This is a genomic window from Streptomyces sp. NPDC001903 (assembly GCF_042891345.1).
GTDB lineage: Bacteria > Actinomycetota > Actinomycetes > Streptomycetales > Streptomycetaceae > Streptomyces.
The window spans coordinates 363428-382356 of the sequence record NZ_JBIASZ010000001.1 but is presented as its reverse complement, the minus strand read 5'-3'; the positions used below and the strand labels follow the sequence as shown (position 1 = coordinate 382356).

Below are 18929 nucleotides of genomic sequence, written 5' to 3'. Positions count from 1 at the left end.
ATCGGGCGCGATCGAGGGCGCGGCGTCAGCCGCTCCGGGGGAGCCGGTGCTCGCACCGGGGGGCTGCGGCCCTTCTCCCCGTTCTCGATCAAGACCAAGCTGGGCACGCTCGTCGTGGTCTCGGTCTTCATCACCACGGGGCTGCTGATGGTGGCGGTGCGCACGAGCACCGAGTTCCGGTTCATCACGGTCTTCTCGGTGATCGCCTCGATGCTGATCACGCAGTTCGTGGCGCACAGCCTGACCGCGCCGCTGGACGAGATGACCACGGTGGCCCGGGCGATATCCGACGGGGACTACACGCGCCGGGTGCGCGGGGCCGGACGCCGCGACGAGCTGGGCGACCTGGCCTCCACGATCAACCTGATGGCGGACGACCTGGAGGCGGTGGACCGGCACCGCAAGGAGCTGGTCGCCAACGTCTCGCACGAGCTGCGCACGCCGATCGCGGCGCTGCGCGCGGTGCTGGAGAACGTGGTGGACGGGGTCTCGGCCGCCGATCCCGAGACCATGCGCACGATGCTGAAGCAGACCGAGCGCCTGGGCCGGCTCGTGGAGACCCTGCTGGACCTGTCCCGGGTGGACAACGGGGTGGTGCCGCTGAAGGCCCGCCGCTTCGAGGTGTGGCCGTACCTGTCGGGGGTCCTGAAGGAATCGGGTCTCGCGGCGGCCGGCCGGCCGGGCCTGTCCACCGGCTCGGGCGGGCACACCCGCAACGACGTACACCTGCACCTGGACGTGTTCCCGCCCGAGCTGACGGCGTACGCGGACGCCGAGCGGCTGCACCAGGTGGTGGCGAACCTGATCGACAACGCGGTCAAGCACAGCCCGCCGCACGGCCGGGTCACGGTCCGGGCCCGGGAGGGCGACGCGCCCGGGAGCCTGGCGCTGGAGGTACGGGACGAGGGCCCGGGCATCCCCGAGGCCGAGCGGCACCGGGTCTTCGAGCGGTTCAACCGGGGCAGCGCGAACGGCGGCGACGGCGGCACCGGACTGGGGCTCGCGATCGCCCGCTGGGCCGTCGGCCTGCACGGAGGGCACATCGGGGTGGCCGAATCGTCACGCGGGTGCCGCATCCTCGTCACGCTTCCGGGCAGCTCCCCGGCGTCACATTGACGTAGGGTTCGAGTGCGTAGGACATGATCTCGGCCACACGTGCCCGGGGTCCGTCAGGGGTGCGAAGCCAAGGGGGCCGCAACCACGCTGCCCCCTACCCGAACCAGGCTGGTTTCCCGCCATTCAGAGCGGCGAAACCCGCCGTTCGGTGTGACCTACATGACGTATCTCCCGCCCGGTCTGCATCCACCGGCCAGGGAGGCGTAGCCTTTATTCCCGCTGTCCATACCTTGTGAAGCGGAAGAGGGCGGTTGCCGCCGTGTCGCCACAGTCCCCCAGTAACCCGAGCACCACGACCGAAGCAGCAGAGGGCGGGAAGACCCCTGCCTCAGGCTTCGGTGCCAACGAGTGGCTCGTCGACGAGATCTATCAGCAGTACCTCCAGGACCCGAATTCGGTCGACCGGGCCTGGTGGGACTTCTTCGCCGACTACAAGCCGGGGGGCGCTGCGTCTCCGGTGAAGCCGGACGAGCCCAAGAAGTCCCCGACGACGGACGGCGCCTCCGCACAGGCCGCCGCCGCTGTCACCCCGCAGGTCTCCGACGCCGCCGCCACGGGGGCGGCGAGCGCCGCCGCGCCCTCTCCCGCCGCCGCGCCCACGCCTGTGTCAGCTCCTGCCCCTGCTCCTGCCACCCCCTCTGGTGCCCCTGCTGTGACTGTCACCTCCCAGGCCCAGGCCGCCGCACCGGCCGCCGCAGCCCCTCAGGCCCCGGCTCCGGCCGCCGCCCCCGTCGCCGCCCAGAAGGCCGCGCCCGCCGCCGAGGCCCCCGCGGGCCCCGAGCTGGTGACGCTCCGCGGCCCGGCGGCCGCCGTGGCCAAGAACATGAACGCCTCCCTCGACGTCCCGACGGCCACGTCCGTCCGCGCCGTCCCGGTGAAGCTGCTGTTCGACAACCGCATCGTCATCAACAACCACCTGAAGCGCGCCCGGGGCGGGAAGATCTCCTTCACGCACCTGATCGGCTACGCGATGGTGCAGGCCATCAAGGCCATGCCGTCGATGAACCACTCCTTCGCGGAGAAGGACGGCAAGCCCACCCTGGTCAAGCCGGAGCACGTGAACTTCGGCCTCGCGATCGACCTGGTGAAGCCGAACGGCGACCGCCAGCTCGTCGTCGCCGGCATCAAGAAGGCCGAGACCCTCAACTTCTTCGAGTTCTGGCAGGCGTACGAGGACATCGTCCGCCGCGCCCGCGTCGGCAAGCTGACGATGGACGACTTCACCGGCGTCACCGTCTCGCTGACCAACCCCGGCGGCCTGGGCACCGTCCACTCCGTGCCCCGCCTGATGCCCGGACAGTCGGTCATCATGGGCGTCGGCTCCATGGACTACCCCGCCGAGTTCCAGGGCACCTCGCAGGACACCCTGAACAAGCTGGGCATCTCCAAGGTCATGACCCTGACCTCGACCTACGACCACCGGGTCATCCAGGGCGCGGCCTCCGGCGAGTTCCTGCGCATCGTCGCGAACATGCTGCTCGGCGAGAGCGGCTTCTACGACGACGTCTTCGAGGCGCTGCGCATCCCGTACGAGCCGGTCCGCTGGCTCCGGGACATCGACGCCTCGCACGACGACGACGTCACGAAGGCCGCCCGCGTCTTCGAGCTGATCCACTCCTACCGGGTCCGCGGCCACGTCATGGCCGACACCGACCCGCTGGAGTACAAGCAGCGCAAGCACCCCGACCTCGACATCACCGAGCACGGCCTCACCCTGTGGGACCTGGAGCGCGAGTTCGCGGTCGGCGGCTTCTCCGGCAAGTCGATGATGAAGCTCCGCGACATCCTCGGCGTCCTGCGCGACTCGTACTGCCGCACCACCGGCGTCGAGTTCATGCACATCCAGGACCCGAAGCAGCGCCGCTGGATCCAGGACCGCATCGAGCGCCCGCACTCCAAGCCGGAGCGCGAGGAGCAGCTGCGCATCCTGCGCCGCCTGAACGCGGCGGAGGCCTTCGAGACCTTCCTGCAGACGAAGTACGTCGGCCAGAAGCGCTTCTCGCTGGAGGGCGGCGAGTCCGTCATCCCGCTGCTCGACGCCGTCATCGACTCGGCCGCCGAGGCCCGCCTCGACGAGGTCGTCATCGGCATGGCCCACCGCGGCCGCCTGAACGTCCTCGCCAACATCGTCGGCAAGTCGTACGCGCAGATCTTCCGCGAGTTCGAGGGCAACCTCGACCCGAAGTCCATGCACGGCTCCGGCGACGTCAAGTACCACCTGGGCGCCGAGGGCACCTTCACGGGCCTGGACGGGGAGCAGATCAAGGTCTCGCTCGTCGCCAACCCCTCGCACCTGGAGGCCGTCGACCCGGTCCTGGAGGGTGTCGCCCGCGCCAAGCAGGACGTCATCAACAAGGGCGGCACGGACTTCACCGTCCTGCCCGTCGCCCTGCACGGTGACGCGGCCTTCGCCGGCCAGGGTGTCGTCGCCGAGACCCTGAACATGTCGCAGCTGCGCGGCTACCGCACCGGCGGCACCGTCCACGTCGTGATCAACAACCAGGTCGGCTTCACCGCCGCCCCGGAGTCCTCGCGTTCCTCCATGTACGCGACCGACGTGGCCCGCATGATCGAGGCGCCGATCTTCCACGTGAACGGCGACGACCCGGAGGCCGTGGTCCGCATCGCGCGGCTCGCCTTCGAGTTCCGTCAGGCGTTCAACAAGGACGTCGTCATCGACCTCATCTGCTACCGCCGCCGCGGTCACAACGAGTCGGACAACCCGGCGTTCACGCAGCCGCTGATGTACGACCTGATCGACAAGAAGCGCTCGGTGCGCAAGCTGTACACCGAGTCCCTCATCGGTCGCGGCGACATCACGCTGGAAGAGGCCGAGCAGGCGCTCCAGGACTTCCAGGGCCAGCTGGAGAAGGTCTTCGCGGAGGTCCGCGAGGCCGCCACGCAGCCCGCCGGCGCCCCGGTGCCGCCGGCGCAGACGGCGCAGGAGTTCCCGGTCACGGTGAACACCGCCATCTCGCAGGACGTCGTCAAGCGGATCGCCGAGTCCCAGGTCAACATCCCCGACCACGTCACCGTGCACCCGCGTCTGCTGCCGCAGCTGCAGCGCCGTGCCGCGATGATCGACGACGGCACCATCGACTGGGGCATGGGCGAGACCCTCGCCTTCGGCTCGCTGCTGATGGAGGGCACCCCGGTCCGGCTGTCCGGCCAGGACTCCCGCCGCGGTACGTTCGGCCAGCGCCACGCGGTCCTCATCGACCGGGAGACCGGCGAGGACTACACCCCGCTGCAGTACCTGTCGGACGAGCAGGCCCGCTACAACGTCTACGACTCGCTGCTCTCCGAGTACGCGGCCATGGGCTTCGAGTACGGCTACTCGCTGGCCCGCCCGGACGCGCTGGTCCTCTGGGAGGCCCAGTTCGGTGACTTCGTCAACGGCGCGCAGACCGTCGTCGACGAGTTCATCTCCTCGGCCGAGCAGAAGTGGGGCCAGACCTCCGGCGTCACGCTGCTGCTGCCGCACGGCTACGAGGGCCAGGGCCCGGACCACTCGTCCGCCCGCCCGGAGCGCTTCCTCCAGATGTGCGCGCAGGACAACATGACGGTGGCCATGCCCACCCTGCCGTCGAACTACTTCCACCTGCTGCGCTGGCAGGTCCACAACCCGCACCACAAGCCGCTCATCGTCTTCACCCCGAAGTCGATGCTGCGCCTGAAGGCGGCGGCGTCGAAGGCGGAGGAGTTCACGAGCGGCTCGTTCCGTCCGGTCATCGGCGACACCACGGTGGACCCGAACGCGGTCCGCAAGGTCGTCTTCTGCGCCGGCAAGGTCTACTACGACCTGGAGGCCGAGCGGGAGAAGCGCGGCATCACGGACACCGCGATCATCCGCATCGAGCGGCTGTACCCGCTGGCGGGTGCGGAACTCCAGGCGGAGATCGCCAAGTTCCCGAACGCGGCGAAGTACATCTGGGCGCAGGAAGAGCCGGCGAACCAGGGTGCGTGGCCGTTCATCGCGCTGAACCTGATCGACCACCTCGACCTGGCGGTCGGCGCGGACGTCCCGGCGGGCGAGCGCCTGCGGCGCATCTCGCGCCCGCACGGCTCCTCCCCCGCGGTCGGCTCCGCGAAGCGCCACCAGGCGGAGCAGCAGCTCCTCCTGAACGAGGTCTTCGAGGCGTAACCGCCGTACTGACCTGAGCAGTCGGAAGGCCCGACCCCCGTGGGGGCCGGGCCTTCCGGCTGTCGGGCACGATCTTGCCGGACGCCCGTTCCCTTCCCGGCATCCCGACTACGCTTGCCATGGTCATGGCCAAGATCGAGCGAGGGGGGGCACACCCATGCCGTACGAGACCGGCGCGAAGGTGAAGCTGACCAGGGACGTGCAGCTCACCGCAGAGGGCACGGCGGCCAGGACCGGCTTCCCCGGTCCGCTGTGCCTGGCCGAGGGACTGGCGGGCATCGTCACGGGCTCGGCAGCGGAAGCCGGCGGCGGCCTGGCTCAGGAGGGGCTCGCGGAGTTCGAACGCAGCGTACGCGGCGCCCAGTTCGACGGCTTCACGGCCGGCGTGATCGACGACCTCCGTCAGCGGATCATCCGGCAGGGAGGACTCGCCGCCGGAGCCGGCGCCCAGATCAGGTACAGGGTGCGCTTCGAGAACGGCTTCGTTCTGGGCGGCCTCGAAGAAGGCTGCCTGACCCGGGCCTGAGCGCCCGCCGCCACCGTGCGGGTGCGGTCCCCCCTCAGGCCGGGTAGGTGATCGAGCCCAGCGGCGGGCAGGGGGCGAGCACGCTGCCGGCGCCGGGCCGTTCGACGAAAGCCCGGGCCTCGGCGGCCCGCCGGCGCCGGGAATCCAGCCCGTCGGCGTGCCAGGCATCGCGCCTGGCACGGTCGTACTCCCACGAGTCGTCGATGAGACTGAGGCTGGTATTGCCGGAGCTGCGCTGGAACTCCGCTTTCAGGGCGGCCCGTTGGAGCGCAGTCTGGACCGCGGCGAGGTCGATGCGGGCGGTCAGGACGCCGGGGGTGTCCGGTTCCCGGGTCGGCATGGGGGCCTGCGGGAGCGGCGACACCCCGGTGTCGAGGCGGCCGATGTTGTCGACGGCCGCGGTCTGGGCGTCCTGCACCATGAGCTGCATCTCCCGGTGCAGCCAGAGGAACTCGTCGAGGTCGGCCTGGGTGATGCGCATCCGCTGGTACAGGGCCTGGAAACGGGGATCCCCGTGCAGCGGACGTATGGGGCCGACGTGGAGCGCCACGCAGTCGTTGTATCCGGCCGCCACGGCGGCGTCGAAGTGGCAGATCCCCTGGTCCGCCTCTCCGCGCAGGACGGCCAGGACGCCGAGGTTCGCGTGACCCGCGGCGACGAGCCAGGCACCGTCGGGCCCGAGCGCCGCGGCGCGCACGACGACGTCATGGAAGCCCGCGGTGCCCACCGCGGCGGGACCATGGGTCATGACCTCCACCAGCAGTTCGTGAACACGGGCGGCCAGTGAGTTGACGGTGTCGACCATGGATCTCCTCGGACCTCGGTGGTGAAGAGCGCACAGGAAGCCGGATCTCCCAACCCCCGTCTACATGACGGGCGGAGGAGGCAACCAGTTCCCGGGCCGGGCCGTGATCACGAGTGGTGTCGGCTTGGCTCCGGAGTCACCCTCGCCGGGGCCCGTTCCGAGCCGAGGCAGCTGGCGCTGCCGCGATCGGCTGCGGCTGCGGCTGCGGTGGCCGAGTCGTACTGAGGGACTGCGTATCCGCTCTGCGGGCGCGGAGTTCGGGGTGGTGTCGCATGATCAGGACGTTCATGTCGCTGACGCGTGAGCGGTCACGGTCCACGTGGGCCTGGAAGCGGGCTGCGACGTGGGCGGCGCACTCCGCGCAGGAGCCCGGAGGGACCGGCAGGCGGGGGAACAGATCTGCGATCTCCACTACACGGCCTCGATATTGGCGACGGAGGTGGAAATCTCCCGGCCTGACGGCCCCCGGACATAGGCCAGCTGCACCCAGCGCTCGCGGGCAGGGGTGTCGGAGACGTCCTCCCGGACCACCGCCATGAGCTCCCCTTCGACGCCGGACGCGATGTCCCGCACCCGCTGGTGGAGCAGCGCGTGCGGGACCTCCTCGAAGGGCCGGGGTACTGCTTCATGCATCACGGGCTCTCACTCCCTACCATCGTCATCGGGTGGTGTGACGACGGTAGGGGCGGTCCGGCATCGGCAGAGGCACAGTGTGTGCCCCTTCCTTCAGGCCGTCAGCAGCCCAAGTCGGGCGACAAGTTCGGACGCTCGCTGACGACGTGCAGGGCTCTTCGACTCGGCCTCCTCAAGAACGATCCGCTTCGCGTACCCGTTGTACTGCACGGTCTCCGGCGCTGCTTCATGAGCTTGCGCCAGCGTCGCCAGGGCCACGTCCGGCTGCGCGTCGAGGTGGTACGCCCGGGCCTGCTCGATCCGGTGCCGGGCTCGCCGCGGCCGCGACGGGATCGCCTCCGACTCCGCCCGGGCGGCTTGGCGTACCGACTCCCCCCCGGCGCGCAGCTCGACTGCGACGGTGACCGCGTGCGCGCCGATGACGGCATGCGAGAAGCTTGTCACGGGGTGGAAGTACCCGCGGGGCAGGGACTCGGCCAGGGCCCGGGCTTCGTCCCAGTACCGCCAGGCGGAGCCGGTCTCCCCGCGGCGCGCGGCCGTCAGTCCTGCCTCGACGGTGAGGGCCCCGGCAACCGCGCGGACGTCCGTTCCGGCGTCGGGGAGGAGGGGCTCCAGGTATCGGAGGGTCTCCAGGGTGACGGCGTCGGCCGCGTCGAGGTGCGCGCTCTCCCGGTGGGCCTGCGTGGTGAGCCACGCGGCGAGGCCGATCGCATGCGGATCCTCTGAGTCCTGCGCAGCCATCATGCCGCGCTCCGCCACCCGCCATACCAGCGGTGCGTCCGGCTGGTAGGCGCAGAAGAACTGCGCGAGGAAGTAAACCTCCGCCAGCCGCGCTTGAGCCGCCTTGCGGTCAGCCACGGTCTCCGCCTGTCGGACTGCGGACTGCGCATCGCGGACCAGATCCGGCAGCAGGGCCCCCACGACGTCGCGGTGATTGGGCGCCGAGTGCCGGGCCGACCACGCGCGGGCGAGGCGGGCGGTCAGGTGCGCAGCCGGCGGTGCTTCCCGACTGTCACCGAGCTGAAGCGTGTTGAGTGCCTCGCGGACCGCGGCGAAGCGTGGGTGCCCGGGGCCCGTGAACAGGCTGACCTGCATGGACTGGTCGCCCGTGAGGTCGGACAGTTCCCGGACGCGCAACACCTCCGCGATGCGGAGGACGACGGGCAGGTGCGGGGTCCGCAGACGGCCGGTCTCGATGGCTTTGACCCATGACCCGGATCGTGCGAGCAGGCCACCGAGTTGCTCACGGGTGAGGCCACGGCGCTGGCGGAGGATCTGCATTCTTTGCCCGAAGACCAACGGGTCCGTGTACGGGTCAGGAGTAGCATCAGGTGACATGGCGGCCTTGCCCCTCTCCTTGCAGCTCGACACTGACAGGGTAGGGGGCAGGGCCGGTTCTGCGTGATCGACAGCGCACGAAATGCAGCCTGGTCCTGAGGTCGAGACAGCGCTGGGAAAGCGTCGAGGCGTGAGACAGTGGCTGACGACCTGTCCGCAGTGGGCGCTTCCTCTTCGGGGCGGGCACACTCAAGCACGCTTGCCCCCGAGTGCGTGGCCGAGCAGTCGTGGCGGGCCTCGCTGATCGCCTCGGTCATCGCGAAGCTGAAGGGCGTCCTCGGCGAGAAGGTCTGGCGGCCGGTGCGGCAGGTATTGCTTTGTGCAGGTCGTGGCGGGGCGGGTATCTTCTCGCCGCACGGCGTTCCCGTGCGCACGATCCCGGATGGAGTCCCTTGCACGACGATCAGATAGCCGCCGGCCTCGTCGGTCTGCTCCTCACCACCATCGAGGTCCTCGCTCCCCTGGCGGGAGCCGTCGTCGCGGCCATGGCGATCCGGCGACGAGGCCGCAACGCCCGGCTCGCCATGGTGGGGTGCCTGGTCATGCTGCCCGCGCCGATCGTGTCCACGCTCGGCCTGACCGTGGCCCTGGAACCGCTCATGCAGTCCGTCGGCAGCTTCATGGCCGGGCACGTGCTGACGGCCATGACCTTGCCCTTCCACCTGGTGGGCCTCGGGCTCGTCCTCGCCGGGGCGCTGTCCGAGCCGAAGCCGACGGGACGGCCGCAAGCGCCCGCGCCCGCGGCCGTGGTGGTCGAGTCCCACTGACTGCCGGCCGTCAGGAGCGCGGGGCGACGAGCGCGCGTGCATTTCCCTGCATCGTCTGCGCGAACCTCACCGTCGGCGTGCCGGGGAATCATGAGATCTGCCCCGTCTGCGGATGGCAGGACGACGGCGGGGACTACCGTGATCCCGACCGGTACGTAGGCGGCCCGAACCACGTCACGCTGCGGGAGGCCCGGGAGAACCACCGGGCGTTCGGTGCCAGTGAGCGCCGGCGGATCGACCGGGTCAGGCCCCCGCGCCCCGAGGAGGTTGCGGCTCCGGAGGCGGAAGGGGCCGACCAGCATCGAGGGGGCTGATCGCCCGCCGCCTACGGCTGGGGTTCGAAGTCCCAGTACGGGCGGTTCTGTTGGCGGGCCGAGACCGTGTGGACGTGTTGGGGGCCCAGGGTGCGGGTCAGGGCCTTGAGGCCGGCGTCCTCGTGTTTCTGGGCCTCCGTGTCCTCGCGGACCGAGCGGAGGTCGGCCGCCAGGGCGATCTGGGCGCTCAGGGTCATCGGGTGGTCAGGGCCCAGGACCTGTTCGCAGTTCCGGAGGGTTTCGCGGCTCAGGGACACCGCGTCCTCGAAGTGGCCCGTGATGTTGCGGTGGCCCGTGGCGTTCAGCGCGCAGCCCAGGGTCCACGGGTGGCGGTCCCCGACCGCGCCGCGCATGCCGACCAGGGCCTGCTCCGCCAGGTTGAGGGCCTCGACCCGTTCGCCCTGGGCGCGCAGGACCAGGCCGAGGTTGCCGACCGTGCCGATGCTGTACGGGTGGGCCAGCCCCAGCTGCGTCTGGTAGCCCCGGACGACCTCCTCCGAGATCCGGCGGGCCTCGCCGATGTCCCCGTACTCCCGCAGGTACGTGGCGTAGTCCGAGGCGACCATCAGGGTCCAGGGGAACTCGGCGCCGAAGACCCGGGTGGAGCGTTCCAGGACGCTGCGCAGGCGGGCCCCCGCGCCCGGGATGTCCCCGGAGCGGCGCAGGCACATGCCGAGGTTGTGCTCGGCGCGCAGGGTCTGGGGGTGGTTGAGGCCGAGGACCTGGGTGTTGAGCTTGAGGCCCTGCTCCTGCCGGGCCAGGGCCTCCCGGTAGCGGCCCATCAGCCGCAGCCCCATCGCGCAGCCGATGCCGGAGGAGAGGGTGGCGATGTGCCGTACGCGCAGCACCCGCTCGCGCCGGCGCAGGGTGTCGAGGTCGGCGTCGTACGCCTCCTGGTAGCGGCCCAGCAGCCGCAGCGCGACGGCGACGTTGTTCTCGGCGTTCAGGGTGGTGGAGTCGTCCTCGCCCAGCAGTTCGCGGTAGCGGGCGAAGGCGTGCTCCAGCAGTTCGCGGGCCTGGTCGAACTTGGCCGTGCTGAGCAGCACCCCGGCGTACGTGCTGGTGGCGCGCAGGGTCTCCAGGTCCCGGTCGCCGCGCTCGGCCAGCAGCCGGTCGGCGACCGACTTGGCGAGGGTCTCGGCGCGCTTGAAGTGCCCGAGCATGCGCAGGGCGCCGCCGTAGTGGTAGCTGAGCTCGCGGACCTGGTCGTGGTCGTCGCCGAGCGCCGCGCGCCACACGGCGTCGGTCTGTTCGGCGAGCCGCAGGCAGGTGCGGTACTCCCCGGCGAGGATCAGGTAGCGCAGGCAGTGCAGCAGGAAGGTCTGGATCCGCGGGTTGCTGCTGGTCAGGACTCCTGAGCTCTCAAGGTGCGGGATCAGCTCGGCGTACCGCGGCCAGAGCCGGGAGTCGGAGGGGCGGCCCGGGTCGGCGGCCGCGAGGACCTGCCGGACGGCGCGCGAGAGCGGTTCTGCCTCCTCCTCGGAGAGGTTCTCGCGGACGATCCCGTGCACCATCCGGTGCAGTTGCACGGTCTCCAGCCCGCCGCCGCCCTCCTCCACCGACAGGTCGGAGTATTCGAGGCGGACGACGGAGAACTGCACGAGCTTGTTGAGCGCGGCGTTCCACCGGATCTGGTCGTTGATCAGCCCGGCGAGCTGCTCGGGCACGTCGTCGGCGGGGAATTCGCGCAGCAGCCGCAGCGGCACCGGCCCGGGTGCGAAGAACACGAACAGCCGCAGCAGGGCGAGCGCGTCGGGGAAGTTCTCCCGGACGTTGTTCAGCAGTATCGCCAGCGCCGTCGGGAAGGGCAGCGGGTAGTCGTCGGAGACGGTGACGGCCTCCCGGGAGTCCAGTCTGCGCTGGAGCAGCGCCAGGTAGTCGCCCACCGTCAGCGGGGAGTCGGCGAGCCAGCCGGCGGTCTGGTCGAGGGCGAGGGGGTAGTCCTCCAGGGCCTCGGCGAGCTGGTCGGCCTCCTCGCCGGTGAGCCGGCGGGCGCGGCGGCGGATGAAGGTGATCGACTCGGGCCGCGCGTACAGCGGGACTTCGAGGAGGCTGGTGTGCCGGGAGGCCCATTCGCGGTTGCGCGAGGTGATGATGACGTCGCCGGCGCCCGAGGGCAGCAGGTCGGTGAGGTCGTCGGGGTTGTCGCAGCCGTCGAAGACCACCAGCCAGCGGCTGTACGGGGATCCGCGCCGCAGCGCCTCCAGGACGGCCCGGATCTGCTCGCCGTAGCTGCCCGCGCCGCGCGGCAGCCCCATCGCCGGGGCCAGGTCGGCGAGCCGCTCGCGCAGGGTGGGCCGGTCCTCGGCGGGGACCCACCACACCACGTCGTACTCGGAGGCGAAGCGGTACGCGTACTCCGTGGCGACCTGCGTCTTGCCCACCCCGGACAGCCCGAGCAGGGTGACGGTCGAGGCGCCGGGCGGGGCGTCGGCGAGGGCGGCCCGCAGCCGGCCGATGACGTCGTTGCGGCCGGTGAAGCGCGGGTTGCGGCGCGGGATGCGGCCCCAGATCTCGGGCGGGTCGTTGGGGAAGCGCGGGCCGCGGCGGCCGGTCTCGGCGCCGATCCGGTCGGTGGGCAGCTCGAGGCGGCGCAGCACCCGGTACTCCGCCTCGTACGCGTCCAGGCCCCACAGGTCGGTCTTCTCCAGCACCGCCACGGCGCTGGGCAGCGGCGCGTCGGTGAGGCAGACGGCCGCGAACCGGTCGGGGTGGTTGTCGGTGACGGTGCGCAGGGCGGTGTTCCACTCCTCGTCGGTGTGGGTGCCCGCGGAGAAGTAGCGCTCGCTGAGGATGAGCAGCACCCGGCTGCCGCTGCGGGCCAGGTCGTCGAGGGCCGGGGCGAGACCGGGGGTGGACTGCGGGTCCCAGCGTGCCAGGGCGACCCGGTGGCCGTGCTCCTCCAGGCGGTGGGCGATCCACACGGCCCAGGGCCGGTTGAACCCGGCGAAGCTGATGACGAAGCGCTGCGGCTGCGCGGCTGCGTCTCGGTCTCGGTCCTGCCGAAGTCCGGTGGTCATGCGGCCGTCTCCCTGGCATCCGGGCGGTGGACGGGCTTGAAAGGTACCGCAGCGGACGGCCCGTCAGCCCTCTGCGAACGGGGCGAGTTCGGGGTGGAGCGCGCACCAGGCGCGGCGCTCCCGGTCGACGGCGCGGCGGGCCGCGGCGTGCTGGTCCCCGGGCGGCGGCAGGTCGTCCATGGCCCGTTCGGCGACGCCCATGGCGGCGGTGAACTCCCGTCCTGCGGGGGTCAGTTGCGGATGCCCGTGGAGCACGGGGAGGACGGCGGCGACCTGGGCGCGGATCCGGGCGTGCTGGGCCCAGGCGCCGCGCGCGCCGTAGAGGGCGGCCCGCTGCCAGTAGCCGGCCAGGGCCAGGTGGGCGTACGCGCCGTGCAGGAGCCCCTCCAGCGGGCGGGGGTCGGCGCGCCAGGGGGCCCAGTGCCGGGGGGTGCGGTCGGCGGTGTGCAGGGTCAGGACGTCGGCGAGGGCGGTCAGCTTGCCGTGCTGGACCTCGTGGACGAGGGTGGCGGCCAGCGCGGGCGGGGCCTGCGTACGGGCGAGGACGGAGCCGGCGGCCGCGGGCAGGGTGGCCCCGCTGGAGCGGGTACCGCCGCCCAGCGGGACGACCGAGCGCAGCAGCAGGCCGATCTCCTCGGCGCGGGCGGTGTCGTAGCGGTCGAGCAGGGTGAGCGCCCCGGACCACTGGGTGTCCCAGCGCTTGTGGCCCTTGGGGGTGAGCCGCCGGGCGGGGCGGACGGGCCCCGGGTGGGCGGGCCCGGGGGCCCGGTACGGGTCGAGGTCGTCCAGGGCGGTGCGGCCGCCGGGCAGGGAGTGCAGGACGAGGGCCGCGGGGTCGTCGGGGTCCCAGCAGCCTTCGGTGAGGGCGAGGGGGCCGGGCCGGGCGGGGCGCAGCACTCCGAGGGTGGGCAGGACCAGCCGGCCGTGGACGGGCCGGAGCGTGGCCTTGAAGGCGATCTTGGAGCGCAGGGCCGCGGCGACGGCGAGGGCGCCGAGGTGGCCGAGGTCGGCCGGGGGCCCGTACGGGGCGTGCAGCCGGCGCAGGGTCTCCTCGGCCCAGACCCCGGTGGCCGGGTAGTGCAGTACGTCGCGCACGGCCTCGGGGTCGTGCCGCTCGGCCTCCTCCAGCAGGGCCCAGTGGTCGGCGGCCTCCCCGGCCCGGCCGCCGGGGGCGGCGTCCAGGACCCCGCGCAGCAGGACGAGCCGCTTGGAGCGGCGGATGTCGCGGACCAGGCGGGTGCCGTCGGCGGAGGGCTCGGTGGAGGCGAGGGCGCCCAGGGTGGCCGGGGTGACGGTGAACCCGGTCAGGGGCCCGCTCACGAGGCGGCCGCCTGCCGGGACGCCTGGCCGGCGGACGGGCCGGGCGGGACGCCGCCCTGGTCGGCGGCCCGGGCGGTGGCCGTGTGGAGGGCCGAGGCGATGTGGCGGATGAGGACCTGGAGGTCGGCGCAGTAGACGGAGGGCCGGCGGAAGCCCTCGCGGGCGCGGTAGCGGTGCGGGTAGTGGCCGCCGCCGCAGACCTCGACGAGCTCGCAGGCGCGGCAGCCGTCGGCGAGCGCCTCCCGCCCCAGCTGGCGGGCGGCGAGCCCGGGGTGGTCGAGGAAGGCGTCGAAACCGTGGCTCTCCACGGTCATTCCGGTGGCGGCGGCGCCCTCGTAGGCGGATTTCAGCGAGTCGGCCTGCTCGATGCCTCCGTCGGTCTCGATCACGGCGGTGGCGGCGGGGGCGAGGCCGAGGGTCTCGGTGGCGGCGGGCAGTCCGAGCAGCAGGGCGATGATCTCCTCGAAGATCCGGATCCGGGTCCGCAGCTCCGCCTCGTGCCACCAGCGCTCGAAGACGGCGACGAGCCAGTCGGCGTACGGGGTGCGGGGCGGGTCGTGGCCGGGTGGCGGGGTGTTCCAGTTGGCCAGCGGCAGCAGCAGCCCGATGACCGGCGGGGCGAAGGCCAGCAGGGACTCGTACGTCTCCACCGGGTCCTGGGCGGTGTCGACGACGCACAGCACCCCGGCGTAGCTCTCGGGATGCCGGGCGAGCAGGCGCAGGCCCCGGGCGGCGGCGCCGAACCCCGGGCGGCCGGTGCGGTCCACGCGGCGGGCGTTGTGCGCGGGCAGGCCGCCGTCGAGGCTGACGCCGACGCGGATCCCGGCGGCGGCGAGCGCGCCGAGCCGCCCCCGGGTGAGCAGGGTGCCGTTGGTCTGGACGGTGGCGGTGACCCGGGTCCGCGGCGAGGTCCGGGCGAGGGCGGCCCGTACGGCGTCGACGGGGGCGGCCAGTTCGGCGGGGGCGGTGAGCAGGGGTTCGCCGCCGTGCAGGACGAGGTCGACGCGGGCCAGCTCGTGGGCGGCGGCGTGTTCGGCGATGCGGGCGGCGGTGCGGGCGACGGTGGCCGGGGACATGGCGGCGGGCTGGCCGCGCCAGCCCTGGTCGGCCATCTCGTACACGTAGCAGTAGGTGCAGGCGAGATTGCAGCGGCTGCGGGTCTTGAGCACGAACTGCCGCACCGGGTGCGGCCAGTGGCCCGCCGCGCGGAGCGCGGGCACGTCGAGCCGGGCGTACGGCCAGGGCGCGTGGACCAGGTGGTTCCGTAAGGAGGGCAGCACGGCGTCGCTCGTGCCGGTCTGACTCATCGCCTGTACCTCCCGCGCCGCGGACGGTCCATCCCTGCCCGGCGGACGGCACCGGCTAACGGCGGAAACGGGACAACTGTGGGTGCGCTGCGTGGCCTTGGGACTGCGGTGCGTGAGGGGCCGCCGCCCGGCGCCGCGGTCAGGCGACGCCCGAGTCGAAGGCGTTGAGGACCTCGGCGGGGTGGGTGACCCGCTCCACCATGCCCTCGATGACCCGGGCCAGCACGGGGTGGTCGATCCCGCGCAGCGCTGCCAGATCGAAGCCGGAGAGGTCCGGCAACTGCCCCGGACAGGCGGAGCCGCCCGCCGTTTCCACTTCCTGCCGCCGAGTCACCATGGGCTGCCCGTCCCCCCGTTGAGTCGTGATGTCCGATGGTCCACTACCCGGTTCCCGGGGTCACAGCCCCGCCTCCAGGGTGCGGACCCGGGATCCCAGGGCCTCCCGCCGGTCCGCGGCCGAGTCCCCCAGCCGGGTCCACAGCTCCAACGCGGAGCGGTACGCGTCCAGCGCCGCCCGCGGCCGCGCCAGCCGCTCCAGCACCTCCCCGCGCAACTCCTGGACCCGTGCCCCCAGTTCCACCGCCACGTCCCGCCGTTCCTCGCGGTCCGCGGCCACCGCGGAGCGCCAGGCCCGCCGGTAGGAGTCCGCCGCCCGGTCGAGCCGGTCCGGCGCCCGGGTGTGCGCGTGGATCTCCTGCTGGACGTCGCCGTGCTCGCGCCAGGCGCGGGCCTGCTCCAGCGGGCCGCGGCTCTGCCGCACGGCCAGTTCCAGCAGGTACTCCGCCTCCCGCAGATCCACCACGTCCCCTTCGTACGCGTGCCGCAGCCGCAGCCCCTCCGCGAGCCGCACCAGGCGCCGGGCGGAGCGCGGGTCGGACTGCGGGACCGCCGCCCGGCTGTCGCGCAGCACCCGTACGGCCGCCGAGGTGAACCGCCGCCCGTCGGCGGCCCGCGCCCGGTCCAGCAGGACGTCGCCCCATTCGGGCAGCAGCTCCCCGTACGCCTCCGCGTCGCGCGGGATCAGCCGGCGGGCCCGGCCGTACGCCTCGGCCGCGTCCTCCAGGGCCGCCGGGTCGGCGTCCCGCGCGGAGCGGGCCCGGTGCACCCGCGCCAGGCAGACCAGGGCGGACAGCCGCAGCTCCGGATCGCCGGTGGCCTCGGCCAGGGCCAGGTCCAGCTGGCCGGCCGCCTCCTCCAGCCGCCCCGGCAGGTACCGCAGGGCCGTCGCCAGTTCCACCCGTACCCCGGCGGCCGCCGCTGCCGCGGGCTCGGCCGCGGGGTCGGCGGCCAGTCCGGCCGCCAGGTGCTCGGCGGCCTGACCGGCCAGCGCGGTGCGCTCCGCCGGGTCGGGGGTGCGCGGCAGCAGGGCGAGCAGGACCCGGCCGAGGGCGGGCCGCACCGCCGGGTCCCAGGCGGGGGCCCCGGTCACCGCCTCCAGCGCGGAGCGCGCCTCGCGCAGCGCGCCCGTGTCCTCGCGGAGCTCGCCGAGCCGGACCAGGGTCTGGGCCCGCCGGACCACGCAGTCCAGGCGCAGCCCCGGGTCCAGCCCCGGGTCGGGGTCGCCGCCGACGGCCGCGAACTCCCGTTCCGCCGCGGCCAGCAGCTCGGGGTCCGGTTCGGCCGCCAGGGCCCGCTCGTACAGGATCCGGCCGAGTACGGCCCGGGCCTGCGGAGTGCCGAGGCCGGCCACCGTCCGCTCGGCCTCGGCGAGCAGTTCGGGGTCCCGCTGCCCGGCCCACAGCCGCAGCAGGACGGCGGCCAGCTCGCACTCCGCCTCGCCGGGCGGATCCCCGGGCCCGGCGGGGACGGCGACGGCCCGGCGCAGTACGGCGAGTGCCTCGTACAGTCCGCGCGGGCCGCCCTCGCCGCCCTGGCGGTCGTGCGCGGCGAGCCGGTCGCGGGCGGTGCGCACCGCCCAGGCCCGCCCGGGCGGGGGGACGACCGGCTCGGGGACGCCCCCTTCCTCGGCGGGCGGCCCGGGCAGGTAGCGCCGTACGACGCGGGCCGAGACCTCGGCGAAGGCCTGCGGGAGCCGCCCGGCGGGGACCCGTTCCTCGCCGCCCTCCTCGACCAGTGGAGCGCCGGTGAGCTGGGAGACGGCCAGGGCGGGGAAGTTCCGTACGCCCCGCCCGAAGTGCGCGAGCACGTACTCGGAGCAGTGCTTGAGCACGAGCGCGGCCTCGTCCCGGCCGAGCGGCCCGAGCAGCACGTCCTGGACGCCGGGCACGAACTCGTACCACTGCCCGGCGGCCTGGCCGCGCCGCAGCAGCCCGCTGAGCAGCACCTCCGCCAGGTCCGAGGGCTCCGAGTCCGGCAGCATCGTGCGCTGGACGAGCGCCATCACGGGCAGGGTCAGCGGCGCCGCCGACAGGTACACGGCGAGCTGGACGGCGCGCGGCGAGGCGGAGGCGCGGAAGCGGCGCACCAGCTCGCGCGGCGGGCGGACGGCGCGCGGCGGCGGCAGGGGCGCGGCGGGGTGGTCGGCGAGCACCCGGCCCACCTCGGCGGGGACGGGTCCGGTGCCCAGCCCTGCCACGAGGCGGGCCCAGGAGCCGAGCGCGATGGCGCTGGGCGGCAGGACGGGGACGGTGAGCCCGCCGGTGTGCCGCCCGTGGCGCAGCGGCCGGTCGGGGCGGAAGCGCAGCTTCCCGGAGCCGCCCTCGGCGCGGGTCAGGGCGCCCCGCTCCGTCGGCAGCCAGCTGCGGCTCCACAGCCGCTGCGGCAGCGGCTGGACGACGACGCAGGGGGTGCACTCGGCCCAGCGGTGCAGCAGCCGCTGGGCCTCGCCCTCGCGCCAGAGCGGGCCGGCGCAGTCGGAGACGACCATGGTCAGCGCCCGCCCGGTGGGGTCGCGCAGCTGGTCCCCGGAGCGCAGCCGGGTGCCGGGGCCGGGTCCGCGCCCGACGGCGGCCCGGCCGTCGCCGAGCCGGTGGAGGTAGTGCACCTGTACGTCGCGGAAGGCGCCGAGCCGCTCGCACACGGACCGCAGTTCCTCGAACATGTCGTGCCAGACGGCCATCGACGGGGAGGCGTCCATGACGAGCCGTACGGTCGCCTCGCGCCGGCTCTCGGGCCGCAGTACGGGGATGACCAGCCCGAGGGCGCGGGCGCTGGCCTCGGCGGTGGCCGGCTCGTCGAGGACCAGGCGGGTGGGCGGGCCGGGCGGGCGGTGCCGCTGGAGGACCCGCAGGGCCCGCTGGATCTCCAGGATCCGGGGCAGCGCGGCCGCGCCGGGAACCCGTACGGGCACTCCGGCGCCGCCCGGGAACTCGGCCGCCTCCTCCGCGAGGGTCCCCAGCACCCGGGAGGCGTAGAGCCGGACCGGGTCCTCCGGCTCGGGCTCGGGCCGTACGGGCTCCTCCTCGGCCGGGGCCGCCCCGCCGGCGGTGCGCGCCCGCCGGGGCGGGGCCGGGCGGTCCCGGCCGGGGGTGGCGGGGCCGGGACGGCCGATCCGCCCGGCCAGCCAGAGCGCGTCGGCGAGCTCCTCCGCGGTGGGGTCGAGCCCGGCGGCGCGCAGCAGCCCGGCGAGGTCGCGCAGGGCCGCGGGGACGGGCGCCGGGGCGGGGCAGGCCCCGGGAGGCGTGTCAGGGGGTGCGTCGGTGGACGCGGGGAGGGCCGGCCGCTCGGGGTGCACGGGCG

The 18929-nt window shown here is 73.6% G+C and carries 14 protein-coding genes; 6 read left to right on the top strand and 8 right to left on the bottom strand.

Annotated features, from left to right (window positions below):
• The 3 genes from ACFYZS_RS01760 (at window position 1) to ACFYZS_RS01750 (ending at window position 5786) form a co-directional block, all read left to right on the top strand.
• Window positions 1-1116, top strand: a complete 1116-nt coding sequence (locus ACFYZS_RS01760) for an ATP-binding protein (protein WP_389006286.1) — start codon at window positions 1-3, stop codon at window positions 1114-1116.
• Between the two features lie 259 nt (window positions 1117-1375).
• On the top strand, window positions 1376-5260 hold the full coding sequence (locus ACFYZS_RS01755; RefSeq protein WP_389005708.1) for a multifunctional oxoglutarate decarboxylase/oxoglutarate dehydrogenase thiamine pyrophosphate-binding subunit/dihydrolipoyllysine-residue succinyltransferase subunit: 3885 nt from the start codon (window positions 1376-1378) through the stop codon (window positions 5258-5260).
• A gap of 157 nt (window positions 5261-5417) precedes the next feature.
• Window positions 5418-5786 carry a hypothetical protein gene (locus ACFYZS_RS01750; protein WP_389005706.1) on the top strand — a complete coding sequence of 123 codons (369 nt, stop codon included), beginning with the start codon at window positions 5418-5420 and terminating at the stop codon, window positions 5784-5786.
• Window positions 5787-5820: 34 nt separating this feature from the next.
• On the opposite strand, the gene ACFYZS_RS01745 is transcribed toward ACFYZS_RS01750, so the two are convergent.
• From ACFYZS_RS01745 to ACFYZS_RS01735, 3 genes are all read right to left on the bottom strand, one after another.
• Window positions 5821-6591, bottom strand: a complete 771-nt coding sequence (locus ACFYZS_RS01745; RefSeq protein ID WP_389005704.1) for a hypothetical protein — start codon at window positions 6589-6591, stop codon at window positions 5821-5823.
• A 411-nt stretch (window positions 6592-7002) separates the two neighbouring features.
• A complete protein-coding gene (locus ACFYZS_RS01740; RefSeq protein WP_389005702.1) occupies window positions 7003-7224 on the bottom strand; it encodes a hypothetical protein in 222 nt (73 codons plus the stop codon).
• A 93-nt stretch (window positions 7225-7317) separates the two neighbouring features.
• Window positions 7318-8562 (bottom strand): helix-turn-helix domain-containing protein, encoded by a 1245-nt coding sequence (locus ACFYZS_RS01735; protein WP_389006284.1) that lies wholly within the window; start codon window positions 8560-8562, stop codon window positions 7318-7320.
• Between the two features lie 213 nt (window positions 8563-8775).
• Between ACFYZS_RS01735 and ACFYZS_RS01730 the strand changes: the two genes are divergently transcribed.
• The 3 genes from ACFYZS_RS01730 to ACFYZS_RS01720 are packed head-to-tail and all read left to right on the top strand — an operon-like array spanning window position 8776 to window position 9643.
• Window positions 8776-8973 carry a hypothetical protein gene (locus ACFYZS_RS01730; protein ID WP_389005700.1) on the top strand — a complete coding sequence of 66 codons (198 nt, stop codon included), beginning with the start codon at window positions 8776-8778 and terminating at the stop codon, window positions 8971-8973.
• The gene (locus ACFYZS_RS01725; RefSeq protein ID WP_389006315.1) at window positions 8955-9329 is read left to right on the top strand and encodes a hypothetical protein; all 375 of its coding nucleotides are present in this window, start codon (window positions 8955-8957) and stop codon (window positions 9327-9329) included. The genes ACFYZS_RS01730 and ACFYZS_RS01725 overlap by 19 nt, the downstream gene beginning before the upstream one ends.
• Complete coding sequence (locus ACFYZS_RS01720; RefSeq protein ID WP_389006282.1) at window positions 9326-9643, top strand: CPCC family cysteine-rich protein; 318 nt, start codon at window positions 9326-9328, stop codon at window positions 9641-9643. Before ACFYZS_RS01725 ends, ACFYZS_RS01720 begins: the two co-directional genes overlap by 4 nt.
• Window positions 9644-9654: 11 nt before the next feature.
• On the opposite strand, the gene fxsT is transcribed toward ACFYZS_RS01720, so the two are convergent.
• The 5 genes from fxsT to ACFYZS_RS01695 form a co-directional block, all read right to left on the bottom strand.
• Window positions 9655-12663 (bottom strand): FxSxx-COOH system tetratricopeptide repeat protein, encoded by a 3009-nt coding sequence (gene fxsT, locus ACFYZS_RS01715; protein WP_389005698.1) that lies wholly within the window; start codon window positions 12661-12663, stop codon window positions 9655-9657.
• Window positions 12664-12726: 63 nt separating this feature from the next.
• Window positions 12727-13983: an HEXXH motif domain-containing protein gene (locus ACFYZS_RS01710; RefSeq protein ID WP_389005696.1), complete on the bottom strand. Its 1257-nt coding sequence runs from the start codon at window positions 13981-13983 to the stop codon at window positions 12727-12729.
• The gene (locus ACFYZS_RS01705) at window positions 13980-15290 is read right to left on the bottom strand and encodes an FxsB family cyclophane-forming radical SAM/SPASM peptide maturase (protein WP_389005694.1); all 1311 of its coding nucleotides are present in this window, start codon (window positions 15288-15290) and stop codon (window positions 13980-13982) included. Before ACFYZS_RS01705 ends, ACFYZS_RS01710 begins: the two co-directional genes overlap by 4 nt.
• A 139-nt stretch (window positions 15291-15429) precedes the next feature.
• Window positions 15430-15627, bottom strand: coding sequence for an FxSxx-COOH cyclophane-containing RiPP peptide (fxsA, locus tag ACFYZS_RS01700; RefSeq protein ID WP_389005692.1), 198 nt, complete (start codon window positions 15625-15627; stop codon window positions 15430-15432).
• 60 nt (window positions 15628-15687) lie between these two features.
• Entirely contained in the window at window positions 15688-18924 is a 3237-nt protein-coding gene (locus tag ACFYZS_RS01695) for an SAV_2336 N-terminal domain-related protein (RefSeq protein WP_389005690.1), read from the bottom strand.
• Between the last annotated feature and the right edge of the window lie 5 nt (window positions 18925-18929).